17 protein-coding genes are annotated in these 17,745 nt (G+C 39.4%); 11 read left to right on the top strand and 6 right to left on the bottom strand.

The features are described from left to right. The first annotated feature begins 176 nt into the window (after window positions 1-176). The 5 genes from AC012T_RS03490 (at window position 177) to AC012T_RS03470 (ending at window position 4,961) form a co-directional block, all read left to right on the top strand. Complete coding sequence (locus tag AC012T_RS03490; protein ID WP_487063132.1) at window positions 177-1,214, top strand: aspartate-semialdehyde dehydrogenase; 1,038 nt, start codon at window positions 177-179, stop codon at window positions 1,212-1,214. 84 nt (window positions 1,215-1,298) lie between these two features. Then, on the top strand, window positions 1,299-2,183 hold the full coding sequence (dapA, locus tag AC012T_RS03485) for a 4-hydroxy-tetrahydrodipicolinate synthase (protein WP_487063130.1): 885 nt from the start codon (window positions 1,299-1,301) through the stop codon (window positions 2,181-2,183). Between the two features lie 304 nt (window positions 2,184-2,487). Further along, window positions 2,488-4,251: a ribonuclease J gene (locus AC012T_RS03480; protein ID WP_487063128.1), complete on the top strand. Its 1,764-nt coding sequence runs from the start codon at window positions 2,488-2,490 to the stop codon at window positions 4,249-4,251. Window positions 4,252-4,478: 227 nt separating this feature from the next. Next, a complete protein-coding gene (locus AC012T_RS03475; RefSeq protein WP_487063126.1) occupies window positions 4,479-4,655 on the top strand; it encodes a hypothetical protein in 177 nt (58 codons plus the stop codon). A gap of 96 nt (window positions 4,656-4,751) precedes the next feature. Beyond that, window positions 4,752-4,961 carry a PIN domain-containing protein gene (locus tag AC012T_RS03470; protein WP_487063124.1) on the top strand — a complete coding sequence of 70 codons (210 nt, stop codon included), beginning with the start codon at window positions 4,752-4,754 and terminating at the stop codon, window positions 4,959-4,961. 430 nt (window positions 4,962-5,391) lie between these two features. Here AC012T_RS03470 and AC012T_RS03465 read toward each other — a convergent pair whose 3' ends face one another. Beyond that, the gene (locus AC012T_RS03465; protein WP_487066424.1) at window positions 5,392-6,582 is read right to left on the bottom strand and encodes an anion transporter; all 1,191 of its coding nucleotides are present in this window, start codon (window positions 6,580-6,582) and stop codon (window positions 5,392-5,394) included. A 347-nt stretch (window positions 6,583-6,929) separates the two neighbouring features. Here AC012T_RS03465 and AC012T_RS03460 point away from each other — a divergent pair, with 347 nt between their 5' ends. After that, entirely contained in the window at window positions 6,930-7,310 is a 381-nt protein-coding gene (locus AC012T_RS03460) for a Mo-dependent nitrogenase C-terminal domain-containing protein (protein WP_487063122.1), read from the top strand. Between the two features lie 249 nt (window positions 7,311-7,559). Here AC012T_RS03460 and AC012T_RS03455 read toward each other — a convergent pair whose 3' ends face one another. Then, window positions 7,560-9,416, bottom strand: a complete 1,857-nt coding sequence (locus AC012T_RS03455) for a caspase family protein (protein WP_487063120.1) — start codon at window positions 9,414-9,416, stop codon at window positions 7,560-7,562. A 195-nt stretch (window positions 9,417-9,611) separates the two neighbouring features. On the opposite strand from AC012T_RS03455, the gene AC012T_RS03450 reads away from it, so the two are divergent. Next, window positions 9,612-10,166 (top strand): hypothetical protein, encoded by a 555-nt coding sequence (locus AC012T_RS03450; RefSeq protein WP_487063118.1) that lies wholly within the window; start codon window positions 9,612-9,614, stop codon window positions 10,164-10,166. A gap of 117 nt (window positions 10,167-10,283) precedes the next feature. After that, entirely contained in the window at window positions 10,284-10,457 is a 174-nt protein-coding gene (gene rpmF, locus AC012T_RS03445) for a 50S ribosomal protein L32 (RefSeq protein ID WP_487063116.1), read from the top strand. Window positions 10,458-11,004: 547 nt separating this feature from the next. On the opposite strand, the gene AC012T_RS03440 is transcribed toward rpmF, so the two are convergent. Beyond that, window positions 11,005-11,991: a GntR family transcriptional regulator gene (locus AC012T_RS03440; RefSeq protein ID WP_015217141.1), complete on the bottom strand. Its 987-nt coding sequence runs from the start codon at window positions 11,989-11,991 to the stop codon at window positions 11,005-11,007. A 201-nt stretch (window positions 11,992-12,192) separates the two neighbouring features. Here AC012T_RS03440 and AC012T_RS03435 point away from each other — a divergent pair, with 201 nt between their 5' ends. Further along, on the top strand, window positions 12,193-12,942 hold the full coding sequence (locus tag AC012T_RS03435) for a dienelactone hydrolase family protein (RefSeq protein WP_487063113.1): 750 nt from the start codon (window positions 12,193-12,195) through the stop codon (window positions 12,940-12,942). A 131-nt stretch (window positions 12,943-13,073) separates the two neighbouring features. Further along, window positions 13,074-13,976, top strand: a complete 903-nt coding sequence (locus AC012T_RS03430; protein WP_487063111.1) for a S1 RNA-binding domain-containing protein — start codon at window positions 13,074-13,076, stop codon at window positions 13,974-13,976. 449 nt (window positions 13,977-14,425) lie between these two features. On the opposite strand, the gene AC012T_RS03425 is transcribed toward AC012T_RS03430, so the two are convergent. From AC012T_RS03425 to AC012T_RS03415, 3 genes are all read right to left on the bottom strand, one after another. Continuing rightward, window positions 14,426-14,911, bottom strand: a complete 486-nt coding sequence (locus AC012T_RS03425) for a PIN domain-containing protein (protein ID WP_487063109.1) — start codon at window positions 14,909-14,911, stop codon at window positions 14,426-14,428. A 2-nt stretch (window positions 14,912-14,913) separates the two neighbouring features. Continuing rightward, complete coding sequence (locus AC012T_RS03420; protein WP_487063107.1) at window positions 14,914-15,153, bottom strand: hypothetical protein; 240 nt, start codon at window positions 15,151-15,153, stop codon at window positions 14,914-14,916. A gap of 147 nt (window positions 15,154-15,300) precedes the next feature. Beyond that, the gene (locus tag AC012T_RS03415; RefSeq protein WP_487063105.1) at window positions 15,301-15,702 is read right to left on the bottom strand and encodes an endonuclease domain-containing protein; all 402 of its coding nucleotides are present in this window, start codon (window positions 15,700-15,702) and stop codon (window positions 15,301-15,303) included. 226 nt (window positions 15,703-15,928) lie between these two features. Here AC012T_RS03415 and AC012T_RS03410 point away from each other — a divergent pair, with 226 nt between their 5' ends. Further along, window positions 15,929-17,713, top strand: coding sequence for a GmrSD restriction endonuclease domain-containing protein (locus AC012T_RS03410; RefSeq protein ID WP_487063103.1), 1,785 nt, complete (start codon window positions 15,929-15,931; stop codon window positions 17,711-17,713). Window positions 17,714-17,745: the final 32 nt, after the last annotated feature.

Below are 17,745 nucleotides of genomic sequence, written 5' to 3'. Positions count from 1 at the left end.
GTGTTTAAAAATATGAAATTGAAATAATGATACTTTTTTTCGTGCCACTCTCCTTCAAAAAAACATATTTTCTTGAATGAGCTTTAAACTCTGAAACTTTAGTTTCTTATCTGTTCCCTTTTTTTTGTAAGTTTTACAAGAAAATTTCTAGTAACCTCTTAAAGGAGGAATCAAGTTTGTCTAAATCCTATCGTGTAGCTATTTTGGGTGCGACTGGTGCTGTAGGCACAGAGTTGCTGGAATTATTAGAAAATCGAGATTTTCCCATTGCCGATTTAAAATTATTGGCATCAGAAAGAAGTGTGGGGAAGACGCTCAAGTTTAAAGGAGAAAATATTCTCATTGAGCCAGTGAGCGATCGCTCTTTTGAAAATATAGATATAGTACTGGCTAGTGCCGGAGGGGGAACATCCAAAACCTGGGCTGGGATAGCAGTAGCTAAAGGCGCAGTCGTCATAGATAACTCTAGCGCTTTTAGAATGAACCCCGAAGTTCCCTTGATAGTACCAGAGGTAAATCCCCAAGCCGTCGTTAACCATAGAGGCATTATCGCCAATCCCAACTGCACAACAATTTTAATGGCATTGGCAGTATGGCCACTGCACAAAATTAAACCAGTTAAAAGGATTGTGGCAGCTACCTACCAATCTGCCAGCGGTGCTGGTGCCAAAGCAATGGCAGAAGTCAAAACCCAAACCAGTGCTATATTACAAGGACAGCTACCAGTAGCCGAAGTGCTGCCTTATCCATTGGCATTTAATTTATTTCCCCACAATTCCCCAATGACCGATTTAGGATATTGTGAGGAAGAGATGAAAATGGTCAACGAAACCCGCAAAATCTTTGGTAGTCAAGAAATCAGAATTACTGCCACCTGTGTACGGGTTCCCGTACTTCGCGCCCATTCGGAAGCCATTAACCTAGAGTTTGAAACACCCTTTAATCCAGATGAGGCCAGGGAAATTTTAAGTCATGCTCCGGGTGTAAAACTGGTAGAAGATTGGCAAGCAAATTATTTTCCCATGCCTATGGAAGCCAGTGGTCAAGATGAAGTTTTAGTAGGTAGAATTCGTCAAGATATTTCTCACCCTTGTGGCTTGGAACTCTGGCTATGTGGCGACCAAATCCGTAAAGGCGCAGCACTTAATGCAGTGCAAATTGCCGAGTTATTAGTAGAAAAAAATCTCCTAAAATCGGCAACAGCTTACGCTTAAATGTAGTCATTGGTCATTAGTCATTGGTAATCAACAACTGACAACTGAACAATTGACAACTGACAAATTAGGAGTGAAAACAGGGTGGGAGATTTCGGCAAAATTTTAACTGCTATGATTACGCCGTTTAAAGCAGACGGCAGCGTCAACTACGATGTCGCCTCAAAATTAGCAGCACATCTAGTTAACAACGGTACAGATACATTAGTAGTATGTGGAACAACAGGTGAATCCCCTACCTTGACTTGGGACGAAGAGTACCAGTTGTTTGTGGAGGTGTTGCAGACTGTATCAGGGAAAGCCAAAGTAATTGCCGGCTGTGGTTCTAATTCCACCAGCGAAGCGATCGCAGCAACCCAAAAAGCCGCTAAAATAGGAGTGCATGGTTCCTTACAAGTTGTTCCTTATTACAACAAACCGCCTCAAGCAGGCTTATATCAACACTTTCAGGCAATAGCACAAGCCTGTCCTGACCTACCAATGTTGTTATATAACGTTCCCGGACGTACTGGTCAAAATCTGAGTCCAGAAACAGTAGTTCGCTTGGCGGAAATTGAAAATATAGTAGGAATTAAAGAAGCCAGCGGGAACTTAGACCAGGCTAGTGAAATTCGCCGCTTGACACCAAAAGAATTTCAGATTTACGCTGGAGATGATTCTTTGACATTGCCCTTATTAGCAATAGGAGCAAAAGGAGTTGTCAGTGTAGCTTCACATATTGTAGGTAATCAACTACAACAGATGATTGAGTCCTTTAATATGGGGAAAATTCAAATTGCTACAGAGATTCATCTACAACTATTCCCGTTGTTTAAAGCTTTATTTTTAACTACAAATCCCATTCCTGTTAAGCACGCGCTGAAACTGCAAGGGTGGGAAGTTGGTTCGGTTCGTCTACCCCTATGGGAAGCTGACGCAGAAATCTATCAAAAGTTAGAGGTGGTGTTAAACAAACTTAGTTTAATCTAAGCGCCAATAAGTTGGAAACTAGCCAAATGCTAGTTGCCAGAGATATCTATAAATAATTGGCAATAATTGCTACCAATTTGCAATTTAAACATCTGTGCTAAAACTGAGTGATATAAGAATCCTTCTATAGGAGACGCTGTACGAACAGTGTAAATTCCCTTTTATTTATTCAAGTAAAAAATTGGATATCTGAAACTAAAAATTGGCTGCTTTTACACAGATCTGAATAGACATTGAATGTTGTCTTTCATACAAAAGTGCTAACTATCAACTGATAAACAACAAACACAATCTCAAGGAGAAAATGGTTAAAAACGAAGCTGAATACGCCCTAAAAATTATTCCTTTGGGTGGCTTGCACGAAATTGGTAAAAATACTTGTGTTTTTGAGTACCAAGATGAAATCATTCTCTTAGATGCAGGGTTAGCTTTTCCCACACGGGGGATGCACGGTGTTAATATTGTCTTGCCTGATACAACTTACCTGCGGGAAAATCGCCACAAAATCAAAGGTATGATTGTTACCCACGGTCATGAAGACCATATCGGTGGTATCGCTTTTCACCTCAAGCAATTTGATATCCCAGTGATTTATGGCCCTAGACTAGCAATGGCAATGCTAGAGGGTAAATTGGAAGAAGCGGGAGTACGCGATCGCACAGAATTAAGAACAGTTCTCCCCCGCGATGTCGTCCGCATCGGTGAATCCTTTTTTGTTGAATATATCCGCAACACCCACTCTATCGCTGATAGTTTTACTGTTGCTATTCACACGCCAATCGGCATAGTCATCCATACAGGTGACTTTAAAATCGACCACACCCCTGTTGATGGTGAGAAGTTTGACCTGCAACGTTTAGCAGAACATGGCGAAAAAGGCGTACTTTGCTTATTAAGTGATTCTACTAATGCCGAAGTACCAGGATTTACACCATCGGAACGTTCTGTTTTTCCCAATCTTGACCGGGTATTTTCTCAAGCCACTGGGCGCTTATTTGTCACCACCTTTGCTTCCAGCGTGCATCGCATCAACATGATTTTGCAACTGGCTAGGAAACACAACCGTGTAGTCACCGTTGTGGGGCGTTCGATGCTGAATTTGATTGCCCATGCCCGAAACTTAGGTTATATCAAGTGTGAAGATAATCTCTTCCAACCCTTGCACACTGTTCGTGGTATGCCAGATGAAAATGTGCTGGTTCTGACGACTGGTTCTCAGGGTGAAACAATGGCAGCCATGACCAGGATTGCTAATAAAGAACACCCCCACATCAAAATCAGGGAAGGAGATACGGTAGTTTTCTCAGCTAACCCGATTCCCGGCAACACAATTGCGGTGGTTAACACCATCGACAAATTGATGATTCAGGGGGCAAAAGTAGTCTATGGACGGGATAAAGGTATTCACGTTTCTGGACACGGTTGCCAAGAAGAACAAAAGCTGATGATTGCTTTAACTCGTCCTAAGTTCTTTGTGCCTTTCCACGGTGAACATAGGATGTTGGTGAAACACGCAGAAACGGCTCAAAGTATGGGCATCCCCTCTGAAAATATGATTATTATTGAGAATGGGGATGTAATAGAACTGACAGAAGAATCTATCCGTGTGGCAGGTAAAGTGCCATCGGGAATTGAATTAGTGGATACGACTAGTTCGGGAATGGTTAGTTCTAAGGTGTTGGAAGAACGTCAACGCATGGCTTCTGAGGGACTTGTAACTATTGCTGCTGCTATTGATTGGACTGGTAAACTGTTGGCTAAACCAGAAATTCATATGCAGGGTGTGGTGACAAGTATTGAGCGATCGCTCTTGCTAAAATGGGTACAACAACGTATTGAAGAAATTCTCCGCGTCCGCTGGCCAGAATTTGTGACGGGAAGCGAAGCAAATGATATAGATTGGGGCGGTTTGCAAGGAACTTTAGAAAAAGAATTGCAGCGTTCTATTCGTAGAGAGTTGCAATGTCAACCAACTCTGACTTTGTTGATGCAAATTCCTGAAGAACCAGCGGTGAAGGTTGCTGACGGTAGAAGAAGACGCACTCGTTCTACTGCTGTGGCTTCTTAGGATTTATTTCGCGCAAAGACAAGGCAGCGCGTTGGACGGGTTTCCCGACTTGTAGCGACTGCCGCGCAGAGGGCGCAAAGGTGTTTTTAGCATCTTTGCGTTTTTGTGTAAAATTGAGAAATCACTATTTTTTCAAGATGTGAAAAAACTAAGATAAAAAGATCAAGTTTACATAGCAAGTAAATAGTTATGCTACCTATTAATAAAAAATTGTCACTGACGACGCAATGCACCCAGTTGCTGTTTTGATTGATTATCAAGACTGGCAAAAAATTGAACAAATATTAAATGTCTATGAATTACAACAACAAGAAAATTGTGATTTAAACAAGTACGCGGGTGTCATTAAATTAACTCAAGATTCTTTAGAATATCAACAACAAATTAGGGATGAATGGAGTTGACGCAGCCTTTAATATTGTTAGATACAAATATATTGCTGTATTTTCTGGTTGGTAGGTTAGTAAACCCATTAGCCTCTGGGAAATATTTTGTTTCTAGTGATTACTGAAATTGAATTATTATCTTATCCTAGTCTGAGTTCAGTTGAAGAAACACAAATAATTGATTTTTTAAATAAAATTACGGTTGTTGGTATTGATAGTAATATTAAAAATTTAACGATTGCACTTCGCAAACAATACAAGCTTAAGCTTCCTGATGCAGTAATTGTAGCAACTGCAAAATCTCTCAACGCTACATTAACGTGAGTTCGGAGTTTCTCCTTTGGAGACGCTACGCGAACGGAGTTATGATTTTTTCAGCGAGAGAATAAGGGTTTGAGACTCTTACTGGGAGGGAGTTTTCCACAAATTATCTTATGTCGAACTCAGGTGATAGTTAGTTAGGGCTTGCTTAATAAAGCTAAAACTTAGATATATCAAGAGTTTGAAGGTTAAAAAGGTGAATCAGGTGCAAGGAATAAGCGTTGAAACTGTTCATTTACCTATCACTTGACGAGATTCAAGACGATTCTTCTCTTCTTCTAATTCTTCCTCCTGACTCCTGACTCCTGAATTCTGACTCCTAGCCCATGACTTACGTCACGCTGCGCGAACACAGATAACTTTTATGCCTAACGGCACGCTACGCGGTAAGCGAAGCTATGCCCGCAGGGCTTTACAGCAAACCCTAGTTAAGCTAATTAACCCACAGATAAACTAAAACTAAAGTAGATATTGTCAACGGTACACCAAAGCGCAAATGTTCCCAAAATGTGAGTTTGTAGCCTAACTCAGCGGCAGCTTCTACGGTGATTAAATTGGCAACTGCACCAAATAAAGTTAAATTACCCGCTAGGGTTGATGATGCTGCCAGCAATAGCCAAGAACGAGTATCTTCTTGAGCAATTAAGGGTTGTAGTAGCAGTACAGTAGGAACATTAGAAATTAAGTTAGACATAATAGTTGTAATTCCTAATAAACCAAGTTCAGATTTAACTACATGAGTAAATGGTTGTAGCAAGTTCAATTTTTGTGTGACTTTCGTTAATATAAAAAGTCCAGAAAACATCACTAATAAATTCCAATCTACTTTTTTGAGAATACGCTGTGCTTTGATCCTTCTAGTAATTAATAATAAACTTGCAGCTATTAAGGCAGATTCTGCTAGAGGTAAGCCAATAGCAAAAGCAATTAATAATCCGGTGGTGATAATTAATGTCTTTTTAAATAAGGGTTTAAAAATTCGTTGATTGTCTATTTTTAAAAGTTGACAAGGTTGATTTGAGCGCACTTCTGGATAAAGTAGCCAGAGTAATGCTACCTGAATAACTAAGCCAGTTATGGCAATGGGGGTTAATGCTTGTAAAAAATCTAGATAGCTGATGCCTGAAAATGAGCCGATGAGGATGTTTTGGGGATTACCGCTTAAGGTGGCAACTGAACCTATATTAGTTGCACCTGCGATCGCTAACAAGTAGGGAATAGGATTCAATCCTAAAGCTTGTGTCAGGCTGAGAGTCAGCGGTGTAAAAACTAGCGCTAAGGTGTCATTGAGAAAAAAAGCGGAGAGAACACCACTACCAAAGGTTAAGGCTATTAGCAAGCCCAAAGGACTGCGGGTGATACTCAATAAGATAGATAAGGCTTTACTGAAAAATCCTGCATAGGATAGATTGGCGTTCACCACCATCATACTTAACAAAAAGACGATGGTTTTGGCATCAATAGCCAGCCATGCTTCCTGTAAAGTAAGAACTCCCAAGGCTATCAAAAAAGCAGAACCGACTAAAGCTATGGTGGCACGGTTCATCCGCAAACCAGGTATGTAACCCAGAGCTAAACCGAGGTAAGTTAGCCCTAATACGCCATAAATGGCAAATTGCAGCATAATCACTGGCTTAAATCCTAGATAAAGAGCATTTATACTTATTGGAATTACGTATAATAATTAGATATATTAAGTTCTGTTACGGTTACAGCGAAACCCGTCCAAAGGTAGAGGTCTTCATTAGAATTTAAATTGTGTCAAGTTATCAAAAAGATTGAATGACTGGACTACCCATTTTCGGGAAATTGCGTTTAACTTGACGTAGTAATACATAAGTTCTGACTTTAAGTGGCTACTCACACTTTTTACAAAATTTCCGTCAGAATACTATTCCTCCGGCTACCGTGATTGTCATATTGTATATTCATCAGTAAGGTGAATACCCTCATAAAAAGAGAGGCGTAACCATGAATAAAGTATTTGAAAGTACCACGAAAAAGATTTTTTTATCAAGCTGGGTATCGGTTCATCAAGCAGAGATTAATAACGCTAATGTTACCCAGTTACAAGCTTCCCATTCTCAGTCTGATTGGAAATTTATCCGTCCTTTGCGAAATTGGTTAGATGATTTAAAGGTTAGCGATCGCCAATTTGCTCATCGGTTGTGTAAATATATTCCGGCTCAATGTCCTTTTGAACGTGATGTCAAATTGTTTGGTAAAGTCCTGTTTCACATTCCTCCAATGTGTAAACTGAATCCTGTATATGAAGAAGTAGTAGGTCTAAGATTTCGAGCCATGTGCTATCTGGCCGATGAATGCGGCGAAGATATTTCACAATACTGCTAATAGAGTACCGAGTACTGAGTACTGAGTAAAAAGTAGAGAGTCCAGAGTTAATTACAGTTCCTGTTAACTCTGGACTCTTTACTAATTACCAATTACTAATTACCAATTACCAATTACCAATTACCCATTACCCATTACCCATTACCCATTACCAATTACCCATTACCCATTACCAATTACCCATTACCCATTACCCATTACCCATTACCCATTACCCATTACCAATTACCAATTACCCATTAGCAATAACTAATTTTTTTTTACTTGCCACTTTTGAATAGCATCTTGAGCATCTTCGTAAGCGGGCGTTATTTCTGGAACTAAAGTAGCGGTTTCTATGGCGGTGCTGATTTCTCCTTGGGCGGCGCGATTTTTAGCTAAATCTAAAATTTTTTCACTCCATTGATTGATTGATGTTTGGGCAATTTCAAAGCCTGGTTGCCCTGGTGGTACTCGCTTGGCAACTTCAATGGCTCGATTGTAGGTTGATGCCTGTCCGGGTTGAATCAAGGCATTAGCGGCATCTAACAAAGTTTTGTTACTTACATACCGCTTGATTTCTAGTCGCCATTTGGCGATCGCAGATTGTGCTTGGGAATAGAGCAACTCGTCTTTGGTAATTAACTCAGCAGCAGCGATCGCATCACTATATTCTCTTTGTTGAGCGCGTTCCTCGGCTAACTCTAAAATCAACTGATTCCAAATCTGAATATTCTCCTGAGCCTGTTGATAAAGAGGTTCACCGGGTTTAATTTTTTTAGTCGATGCGATCGCTTGACTCAAATCACTAGCTTTAGTTGCGCTCAAGGACATTTTACCTAGCTCTAAGATTGCTTGGTTCCGCTTTTGGGAGTCCACAATGGGGAGCCTGGCCGGTTTTATTGGTTCTACAGTTGGGGTGACAGGGGGGAAACTCTTGGAAAATTGGGAGTCGCTGGTAGTATTATTTACGGTTGTTGAGAACTTTTTGAAGCGAAAACTAGCCTGATTATTGAGAACAAAGGTAGCAATTAAACCTACTATCATCATGCTGCCTCCGCCCCATAAGATAAATTGTTTCCAAATGGGGGTATTTGCCTGAATTGAAGGCGTAGCGTAGTCTTTGGCAGCAGAGGGAATAAACCTAGCTCCTGTATTTAATTCTGGGGAAGTAGCCAGAATCTGATTACCGTCTACAGGTAAGGTGCCGACTAATTCATCTGAATTGGAGGAAGTTTTGTTGAGAGTAGTTTCTACGGTTTTCTTTTCCGCCCACCAAGCTTTATCTCTACTTGAATTTTTAGATTTATTGTCTGCTAATGGGGGGACAGTGAGAGCAACAGCAAAGTTTTCTTCAGGAAAAATCACTTGCTGTGTTTCTGATTCACTGTCTAATTCCAAGATAGGCAAAATGGCTTGCTGATGGGATGGAATGACAGTTGCTGGGTTTTGAATAGGTCGCCAGTGGTGTTGACAAAGTTCCGGAGTCAGGGAACTGACATAGCCTTCTAAATCTGTTAAGTTGCCACCTTTGCCAGCACGTAAAGCTTCTAATAAGGCTGCTGTAAAGAATCCGTGACCTAGTTCGCTACTTTCGTGGGAAAATTCTTCTGGTTGACAAGACAGCATGACTGCCATTTGTAATTCTTTGGCCATGTCGAGAATTTCTTGCCCAACAGGAGCATCGGCTTGTGTGCCAAAGGCGCGGTTGATATCAAAAATGAGTAATACATTCAGTTGGGCAACTTGGAGACTTTGCATCAGCGATCGCACTTCGAGTCCAGTTTCAGAAACCATATCTGGGTTTCCTGCCACCGGCATTAAGTAATCTTTGTCGTTATAGTTGACTCCATAACCGCTGAAGAATAACCATAGATGGTCTTCTGGTTGCCAAGATGTTGCTGCTAATTCCTCCAGCAAAGACAAAATATTATCTTTTGTTGGATAGGAAGTTTTTTCCCCTATTGGTGGTGAAGTATTGGTCATCAGCAGGCAGTTTTGGGGAAGTAAACCTGCTTCTGTCAACAAAAAATCATGTAATGCCTCAGCATCGGCTTGAGCGCAGCTTAAAGGTTGAAATAATTCATATTGATTGATGCCAATAGCGATCGCCCAGTAATTTACCATCCCGCTCTTTGTCGGTTGTTGTTTGCTGAAAATTGCGGTTGGCCTTGCCGAAAAACAAAGCTAACCTATGTTTTATAGTCTAGGTGGGTTTCCACTAATTCCTAGATATAATGTAGTTCTTATGACGTTTAAATCTCGGAAAATACTTGCATTTGTTGAAAATGCTCAGTCATCATTCAGGAGGGCTACAAGTTTATGAACAGGATTTACACTCAACAATCATCATTCATTCCCTTTTCATTTATTGGCCAATTTGGCAGGAAAATCCGGATAGTTCAAGCTGGAGTCTTCCTATTCTTAGCGTTTCCTCTCTGGTTGGCTACGGAAGCGATCGCACCTCAAATTGTGCAAGCTTACACAGCCAGAGTTGATTTAACTATTGACAGACTGCCAGAAGAAAACTACGAAACCGTTCTCAGAAGAGCAGAAGCAGTGGCTAGGGCAGCGGCTCAACGCAGTTTTGATCAAGATATCTTGGTGACAGATGTTTCCATAATTGTCTCCGTACAAAATTATGGAGCTATCGCCCCAGTTATAGCCTTAGATGTTAGTCGTCTGCAATGGAAACAGCGTCCTGATCCCCAACGTTGGGTAACTTACTTCAAAACAGCGCGATCGCTACTTTTCTTTGAAACGAAGACAGAATTACCAGATCCTGCTCCTGTTGTACCTCCAACCACAGCTACCCCACCCACAGCTACCCCACCCACAGTTACCCCACCCGCAGTTAAGGAACCAACACAACCATAACGATAAAAAGCTCATCTTCTTATTTAGACATCTCTGAAAATTCAACTTTCTATCATTGCTAATGTCAATTGATGGCCTAGAATAAAAAGGTTGTCAATAATCACGATATCCGCTATCATGGCTGTTCCAAAGAAGAAAACGTCCAAATCCAAACGAGACAAACGCCGCGCTACCTGGACACATAAGGCTGTTGTTGAAGCTCAGAAAGCCCTCTCTCTCGGCAAATCAATTTTGTCTGGACGTTCTAAATTTGTCTATCCAGTTGCTGAAGAAGAAGAAGAAGAGTCATAATCTCTCGTTGAGGAAAAGCACAAACAGCGTATATGGGAGTGCTTTTTCTTTGCTTGCCTGATGGCATCAACTACGTAAGAATTCAGGAGTCAGGAGTCAGGAGTCAGAATATTTGATAAATCGTTGAATTATCAAATAAATATTTTTGGCGTAAGCGTTAAAAAGCTGACTGCTGATGGCTGATAGTTGAATGCTTACTTAATTACTAACCGCTAGACGCTTTGCGTTATAGCGGAGGTTTCCAGAAGGTAATTTATGAAGTTTTTTCAAGAACCAAATTAATTAAGAAAGCAAACGTGTTTTTCCTAATCAACGTCTGGCTGAAGGTTTTTCTATTTTAACTTATAGCAGTTTGCGTAGTTAGGAGGGACAAGATCTAAATTCAAACCTATACACAAAGCCAGTTTTATTCGTGACTCCTGAATTTTGCTGTATAGTGAAATTTCCCAAGTTAGCATTGAGAAAAAAGTTGATGAAACTATCAAACAGAATCCCTGAAATCTTGAAAATTTCCGGGATTCGATTGTTTATTTTGGAGTTGGTATTGTTAAATTAAACCGAGTTCGCGTTTGAGTAAATTTATTGACTGAGAACCAATGTAGTTTTCACAGCGAATTAGTTTTGGTGGACGAATCAGATCGTCTAGAACTATTTGCACTCCGGCTTGAACTGCTGAATAGCTTGCTTGATCTGTACAAAAAATGATTTCAGACCGTTTAACGATCGCTTGCAATTTATAACCGTCCTTTGGTTGGGAAGTCATTACGAGTAATTCATCACCTCGTAAACCGTGGAGGATGACTTCTGTGGCTCTGAGAATGCCAGGACTGAGGCTAACTATACCTATACAACTAGCTTTGGGTAAGTTTTTAACAACATTGAGTTCTTTGGCATAATCGTGAATATCTAGGGGAATAACGCGTACAGCTTTTGGTGCGGCGATCGCTTCCACTTCGCCGATAAAATAACGACTGGTGACTAATGTAGCCGAAGTAGTTTGGTCTAAAACCGCTAGTAACTCTTCCATTGCGACTAACTGAACTGGAATTTCTAAGGCTTCTTCCAATTCATCTACCATTAATTCTCCGGCCCCAATATCCTGAGATGGTGCTACTACAAGCACTCTGGCACTACACCGCAAGCGCCAATCAACTTCTGCTAGAAATAGCTCCCGTGCTTGATTTAGGGAACATCCTTGACCAAGTAACTCATCCAAAGTTTGTTGAACTACTTTGTATGCTTCAGGATATTGCTTGAGAATTGGCGACTGTAACCTACTCCCACCTTCATGTCCTTGAGCGCGGACATAGATTCCTGAACCCGCAAGACTTTCGACAAATCCTTCTTCCTCCAACTGGCGGTAAACTTTGCTAATAGTATTCCGGTGTAATCCCGTTTGCATAGCCAGCGCCCTTGTGCTAGGCAACTTATATGCAGGTGAATACTGCCCAGATGCGATCGCAAATCGGATTTGATTAAACAGTTGGGTAGATGCCGGAATTTCGCTGTCTGGCTGAATACGGAATTGAATCATCAACAATTCTCCTGATTACTGGTAGCTGCAATTAACCAGATGTGGATGCTACCTATTAAATATAATATTCTTGATACGTTAGATGTTTTAAAGGATGTTGCTAATACATTCAAGTTTATTAATTGATCATTTGGTTAAAAGCAATCTGAAGATACTGGCATAGTTATATCAGACAATTAGAGAGCTTGAGTAAAAATTATTATGACAGAGCGATTAATAAACACTACAAAAGTTAATCTTTCCCAAGATGATTGCCAAGTAGAGGCTTATCTAGCCACACCAACAGCACCCGGTTCTTACCCAGGAGTGATAGTTTTACAAGAGATATTTGGCGTTAACGTTCATATTCGAGATGTGACAGAACGGATTGCTAAACTGGGATATGTAGCGATCGCACCCGCACTTTTTCAACGTCAAGCACCTGGATTTGAAACAGGTTACACCCCCCAAGATATAGAAATAGGCAGAGAATATGCCTGGTCTCAAACCAAAGCCTCAGAACTCTTGAGCGATATTCAAGCAGCTATCAATTATCTCAAAACCTTGCCCCAAGTCAAAAAAGATAAATTTGGTTGTATTGGTTTTTGTTTTGGTGGTCACGTAGCATACCTAGCTGCCACCCTCCCAGATATTCAAGCTACAGCTTCCTTTTATGGTGCTAGAATTACCACTCGCACCCCCGGAGGTGGAAACCCCACTATTACCCGCACCAGAGAGATTACAGGCACTATCTACACCTTTTTTGGCACTGAAGACGCAAGCATTCCCAAAGAACAGATAGACGAAATTGAAGCCGAGTTAAAAAAATATAACATTTCCCATCGTGTGTTTCGTTACGATGGATCTAATCATGGGTTTTTTTGTGACCGTCGTGCCAGCTATAATCCTAAAGCTGCGGCCGATGCTTGGGAAGAAGTTCAAAAACTTTTTGCCAGCGTTTTAGCAGCTTAACAAGAGGTTTTTAGGAAATAGAGTTGTTTAAGGGATTTTCTAGCTGATTGTCCCTGTTAGCCTATCTCTCGCGTTGTGGCACTACTGAACTCCTAAATTTCTTCTTCTCATACAATTTATCTTCAAACGTCATGAATTCCGAATCACAACTTTCTCAAACAGCCAATTCGTCTTTTTCAATGGACGACTTTGCCCAAGCACTGGAAAAACACGACTACCAATTTCAAAAGGGACAGGTTGTACATGGCAAGGTGTTTCAACTTGACCATGATGGAGCCTATGTTGATATTGGTGGTAAGTCGTCCGCTTTTCTCCCCCGCGATGAGGCTTCGTTGAGAGCAGTAACTGATTTAGCGGAAGTTCTGCCGATGCAAGAAGATATGGAGTTTTTGATTATCCGAGATCAAGATGCTGAAGGTCAAGTTACCCTGTCTCGCAAGCAGTTAGAAATTCAGCAAATCTGGGTAAAATTGTTACAAATGCAGGAAAATTCCCAGACAGTACAAGTGCGAGTCACAGGTGTGAATAAAGGTGGTGTCACTGTTGATCTTCTTTCTTTGCGGGGATTTATTCCGCGATCGCACCTCGCCGACCGTGATAATTTAGAAGCACTCAAAGGTCAAACTCTCACCGCTGGCTTTTTGGAAATTAATCGCAACACCAACAAACTCATCCTTTCCCAGCGTTTAGCAACTCGTTCTAGCAACTTCAGCTTATTAGAACTAGGTCAGTTAGTAGAAGGTAAAATTACTGGCATCAAACCTTTTGGTGTCTTTGTCGAATTAAATGGTGTTAGCGCCTTACTTCACATTAAACAAGTAAGCCAAAAATTCATCGAATCATTGGAAAAAGTCTTTCAAATTGGTCAGCAAATTAAAGCCGTCATTATTGATTTAGATGAAGGTAAAGGCAGAGTAGCCCTTTCCACAAGAGTTTTAGAAAACCATCCTGGTGAAGTGCTAGAGAATTTTGCAGAAGTTATGAGTTCAGCCGAAGCGCGTGCTAATCGGGCTGCAAATAAAACTGCCGAATAGATAATTGGTGATTCATTTATTCAATACTCATAAATAGATTACAGCGGATTTCATTTAAATGAGATACAAACTTGAATAATGAAACTCTAGTGGTGCGGGCATCTTGCCCGCTAGGTATGTACCTCCTGACAGCGAAATCCGCTGTAAGTCTATTTTTAGAATCAAATGGGAAAGGAATACTTTTGGTAAGCTATGCGATCGCTCTTAGAAGCTATACCCAATTTAACTGTTAATCTTTAAACAAGATGAGAAAACCTTCTTGTGTAAAATGTTTATCATGAGTCAAGATTTATATAATATTGAGCTTTTTCATTGTCACCATAGAAATACAGTTTTTTCAATTGTAAGGATGATAAGCAATTGTTCTCTCATCCTACCTGTATCAAACAGCGATACCTATGCCTACGGCACGCTGCGCGAACGGACAGCTTCGCTATCGCACTTCACTATCAATCCTCAAAAATACTATCAAAAATTTCTCGATTTACCCGAAAATTAACATCCCTGATTTGTTGATACAACATATCTAAATCAGAAATATTAATTTTCCCATCTAGCTGTAATTTACGAATCACTGCTAAAGTTCCTTTAACATTTAATCCTAATCTTATGGCTTCTTTTCTGGCGGCAAAATCATCTAAAATAATATAATCTGGTTGTAATTCTATACCTAAAGTAATCGCTTGAGATTCTCCTATTCCTAAACGCTCATTTAAACGATTAGCTAAAGAAAGTAATTGTACTTTTTGGATTAATAATTTATTCTTGCTGATTAGTATATTAATATGTATGGATGATTTATCTTGTTTAGCACTGATTTCTTCTTTAACACTTTCCGGTAATAAAAATTGAGCTTCGGTTGTCAGAAATAAATCCAGGAAATTTAACTGAGATAGGAAAATTAAAGGGGAAGAATTAAATACTATTTTCATCATGCTTACCAGTTTTTTTCTATAGCGATATCTTCACCGGTAAGATATGAGAAATCTATCCCCATTAATTCTAAAACTTTCAAAAATATTTCTATATCCATTTCCATGATTTCGGCTGCTTTATGTAAACTAATCAACCGATATGTTAAAGCACCGAGTACAAATATAAATGTTTCTTTCTGTTCTATACTCTGGAATAATTGCACTTGAGAAGCAATTTCTTTAAAGGTAGTTTGGTGATTCATTTATTTGATACTGGTTAATGGATTAAGTCTATTTTTACAATTATATCAAATTGTAAAGCGATATTGACCTCTCCCCCAACCCCTCTCCTTATAGGAGAGGGGAGTAAGATTTCTCCCCCTTCCCTCGTAGGGAAGGGGGCTGGGGGGTTAGGTCTTTTCACAACAAGCTTGATAAATTCGCCGCAAAACTTGATCAATTTTCTCTGTTATTTCTTCATTTTTAAATCTCAATAAACGCAAGCCTCTAGCTGATAAAATTTTATCTCTTTCTATATCATATTCTATTTGTTGTTCATGAATTTTTCCATCTACTTCTATCACTAAACTAGCAGCATGACAATAAAAATCTACTATAAAACCATCTATAATTTGTTGCCGGCGAAAATGTAAACCATGCAAGCGGTTGGCGCGAAGATGTTCCCACAGAATTTTTTCTGTTGGTGTCATTTGACGACGCATTTCTTTGGCGCGTTCGAGTTTTACAGGTTCTATTTTTTGTCCAATGACAATGTTACGAAGTTCGTCTTTTTTCGGTGGTTGGTTGTTCATTTGTGGGGTGTGTTTTTATATCGTGTTTGACCTCTCCCCCAGCCCCTCTCCTACAAGGAGAGGGGAGCAAGATTTCTCCTACAAGGGAAGGGGGTTGGGGAGTTAGGTTAGTATGTGTTGGGAAAAGACATTGCCGCCTTATAAAAAATTATTGTCTAAAATCCAACTTAATATTGTACAAATAATTATATAATTTTTTACTAAGTACACCTGAGAAAAAATAATTATGAGTATTGCACCTCGTCCCATGAACGTTACTGAAGCATACCGTTCCTATCGCTTTGGGAATTTATTAGTCAATCGTAAGTATCAAAGAAAGCTTGTCTGGACAGTCGCAGAAAAAGAAAAGTTGATCGGAAGTATTTTGATGAAGTATCCAATACCTCTGATTTTGTTAGCAGAACGCCCTCAAATTTATGGCAGTGGTAAATATGAAATTGTTGATGGAATGCAAAGATTAAATGCAATTTTTGGATTTATAGAAAATTCATTTGCTTATAAAAATCAGTATTTTGATATGAATGAATTTTCTTATGCTAAACAATTGTCAGAGAATGGAATTTTTCAAATAGTTAGGGAAAAAGATTCCAAGAATCTTTCTCGAGAAAAATGCGCTGATATTATAGATTATCAATTGGCTGTGACTATCTATACCGCAATGGAAGAAGAAGATATTACAGAAATTTTTGGAAGAATCAATGCAAATGGCAAACATTTAAGTCGTCAAGAAAGAAGACAAGCAGGGGTAACTACAGCATTTTCAGAGTTGGTGCGAACAGTTTCTATGAAACTGCGTGGAGATGATTCAGAAAAGGTGCTACTACTTGCTGATATGCCTGAAATAAGTATTGACTCGCAAAAATCTAAACAGGGTTATAAAATTCAAGCTGAAGAAACTATATGGTGTAAGCAAGGCGCTCTGACAGTTTTACAATTACGTGAAAGTGAAGATGAGCAAATAATTGCTGATCTTGCTGCATCTATCTTGCTTAATGAACCTTTACCAGTAAGTACGGAACGTTTAGATAGTTTGTATGATCCTACAAGTAGACATAGTAAAGAAGTAGAAACAGCACTAATAACTTATGGTTTTAATAAGTTGAGTGATGACATAATTAAAACTTTTGCTATACTGCGAGAAACTATTGAATCTTATAGTTCTGAACCAAAATGTTTACTTAAAGTTGTTAATCCAAATAGCAGCAATCCTATCAGGACAGCATTTTATACTATTTTTATGGCATTTTTTGATTTAGTAATTCGTCAAGAACTTACTCCTATTGATCCTACAAATATTATTAATTCTCTTAAAGAACTCCAGAAAAAATTAGATTTAAGTGGTCACTATACAACAACGGAAAACAGAAAAAGTAATATTAATCAAACTAAAGGATTAATTCAAGATTTTTTTGCAAGAAGAGAGCCACCATTGCTTGGTCATGGTGTTGAATTGGCTCTAGATTTGGAGAATTCTTTACGCCGTTCTGTCAGAGAAACTACAAGATATGAGTGTAAGCAAGGCTTGCTGGATTTATCACAGAACAGAAAACTCAATAATGACTTGATTAAAAGAATAATAGAAACAATTTGTGGGATTGCTAACTTAGGTTTAGATGGCAATGGATACATTCATATTGGAGTCGCTGATAAAAGAGAAGATGCTGAAAGAATTACACAATTAGACAACATTAAGCCTATCGAAGTTAATGGGCGCTATGTAGTTGGAATTGAGAGAGAAGCAAAAATTCAAACTAAGAATAATGTGGAAAATTATGTAAGAATATTAACTGATGCTATTGAAAACTCTGCTTTAACAGAACCATTAAAAACTCAACTTTTAACAAAGTTCGATACCATATCTTACAAAGGTTACACAGTAATCAGAATTACTGTACCAGTACAAGCAGATATATCTTTTGTCGGTGATAAAGCTTTCACAAGAAAAGATTCATCAACCGTAGAGATACAAGGGCGTGAATTACTTGCTGTTAATAAACTTTTCCAAAAATGAGAAATTGTAAGGTGGGCAATGCCCACCTTAAC

Source organism: Anabaena sp. EIM26 (assembly GCF_057568715.1).
This window is presented reverse-complemented; position numbering and strand designations above follow the sequence as displayed.